The organism is Hwanghaeella sp. 1Z406, from assembly GCF_048892425.1.
Taxonomy (GTDB): domain Bacteria; phylum Pseudomonadota; class Alphaproteobacteria; order UBA8366; family Aestuariispiraceae; genus Pacificispira.
This window is the reverse complement of the sequence record NZ_JBLZHU010000019.1, coordinates 1-2,500: the sequence shown is the minus strand read 5'-3', so window position 1 is coordinate 2,500 and position 2,500 is coordinate 1. Positions and strand designations below refer to the sequence as shown.

The 2,500-nt window shown below is 54.7% G+C and carries 1 rRNA gene (cut by a window edge); it reads left to right on the top strand.

Annotation, left to right across the window (positions count from 1 at the left end):
- Nucleotides 1-2,376 (top strand): 23S ribosomal RNA (locus ACOSDR_RS20130); it begins 368 nt to the left of the window's first position.
- Nucleotides 2,377-2,500 lie beyond the last annotated feature (124 nt).

Sequence of the window (2,500 nt, the reverse complement as noted above, 5' to 3'; positions counted from 1 at the left end):
CGAGAAATCCTGTTTGAACATGGGGCGACCACGCTCCAAGCCTAAGTACTCCCATGCGACCGATAGTGAACCAGTACCGTGAGGGAAAGGTGAAAAGCACCCCGATGAGGGGAGTGAAATAGACCCTGAAACCGAACGCTTACAATCAGTGGGAGCCCGTAAGGGTGACCGCGTACCTTTTGTATAATGGGTCAGCGACTTAATCTGACGAGCAAGCTTAAGCCGATAGGTGTAGGCGCAGCGAAAGCGAGTCTTAAACGGGCGTTTAAGTTCGTCGGATTAGACCCGAAGCCGAGTGATCTAGCCATGGGCAGGTTGAAGGTGCGGTAACACGCCCTGGAGGACCGAACCCACGTCTGTTGAAAAAGACGGGGATGACCTGTGGTTAGGGGTGAAAGGCCAATCAAACTCGGCAATAGCTGGTTCTCCGCGAAAGCTATTTAGGTAGCGCGTCTAGTCTCACCTTCGGGGGTAGAGCACTGGATGGGGAAGGGGGGAGCGATCCTTACCGACTCTAACCAAACTCCGAATACCGAAGAGTGCAATCTAGGCAGACAGACGGCGGGTGCTAAGGTCCGTCGTCAAGAGGGAAACAGCCCTGACCACCAGCTAAGGTCCCTAAGTCACAGTTAAGTGGGAAAGGATGTGAGGAGGCCAAGACAACCAGGACGTTGGCTTAGAAGCAGCCATCGTTTAAAGAAAGCGTAATAGCTCACTGGTCTAAATAAGCCGCCTTGCGCCGAAGATGTACCGGGGCTCAAACTGTGCACCGAAGCTGTGGAAACGATCTTTGATCGTTTGGTAGCGGAGCGTTCCGTAAGTCTGTGAAGGGTGACCTGTGAGGGCACCTGGAGATATCGGAAGTGCGAATGCTGACATGAGTAGCGATAAAGAGTGTGAGAAACACTCTCGCCGAAAGCCCAAGGGTTCCTGCGCAAGGCTAATCCGCGCAGGGTGAGTCGGCCCCTAAGGCGAGGCCGAAAGGCGTAGTCGATGGGAATCTGGTTAATATTCCAGAACCTCTCGGGAGATGACGGATGGTAGACGTAGTTTGACCTTATTGGATTGGTCGGGCTGCCACGCTGTCCCTGGAAATAGCCCCGAGATTAGACCGTACCCGAAACCGACACAGGTGGGCAGGTAGAGTATACCAAGGCGCTTGAGAGAACCGCGTTGAAGGAACTCGGCAAAATACCTCCGTAACTTCGGGATAAGGAGGCCCTTGCCTTGGGCAACCAGGGTGAGGGGGCACAGAAATGGGGGTGGCGACTGTTTATTAAAAACACAGGGCTCTGCGAAGTGGTTAACACGACGTATAGGGTCTGACGCCTGCCCGGTGCCGGAAGGTTAAGAGGAGGTGTGCGAGCACCGAATTGAAGCCCCGGTAAACGGCGGCCGTAACTATAACGGTCCTAAGGTAGCGAAATTCCTTGTCGGGTAAGTTCCGACCTGCACGAATGGCGTAACGACTGCCCTACTGTCTCCAACGCGGACTCAGCGAAATTGAACTCTCCGTGAAGATGCGGAGTTCCCGCGGTCAGACGGAAAGACCCCGTGAACCTTTACTATAGCTTCGCAGTGGCAACAGGACCGTTATGTGTAGGATAGGCGGGAGACATTGAAGCAGGGACGCTAGTTCTTGTGGAGTCACCCTTGAAATACCGCCCTTAACTGTCTTGTTGTCTAACCGCGGCCCGTCTATCCGGGTCCGGGACCCTGCGTGGTGGGTAGTTTGACTGGGGCGGTCGCCTCCCAAAGAGTAACGGAGGCGCGCGAAGGTGAGCTCAGAGCGGTCGGAAATCGCTCGTTGAGTGCAAGGGCATAAGCTCGCCTGACTGTGACACCGACGGGTGGAACAGAGACGAAAGTCGGTCCTAGTGATCCGGTGGTCCCGCGTGGAAGGGCCATCGCTCAACGGATAAAAGGTACTCCGGGGATAACAGGCTGATACCCCCCAAGAGTCCACATCGACGGGGGTGTTTGGCACCTCGATGTCGGCTCATCTCATCCTGGGGCTGGAGCAGGTCCCAAGGGTATGGCTGTTCGCCATTTAAAGAGGTACGTGAGCTGGGTTTAGAACGTCGTGAGACAGTTCGGTCCCTATCTGCCGTGGGTGTACGAGACTTGAGAGGATCTGTCCCTAGTACGAGAGGACCGGGATGGACATACCTCTGGTGGAGCGGTTGTCACGCCAGTGGCACTGCCGCGTAGCTATGTATGGACTGGATAACCGCTGAAGGCATCTAAGCGGGAAACCAACCTCAAAACTAGGTCTCGCCTGAGAGCCGTAGTAGACCACTACGTCGATAGGCCGGGTGTGGAAGCGTGGTAACACGTGAAGCTTACCGGTACTAATTGCTCGATCGGCTTCCAATCTTCCCTTCGTATGACGGTAAAAGCCGTTGCACGTCTGGACTGAAAAGAGCCACAGGTACACAAAGTTCAATGCAATACTTAAGACTACTCGCGAGAGATCCGCCGATCTTTACAAAACCAGGCA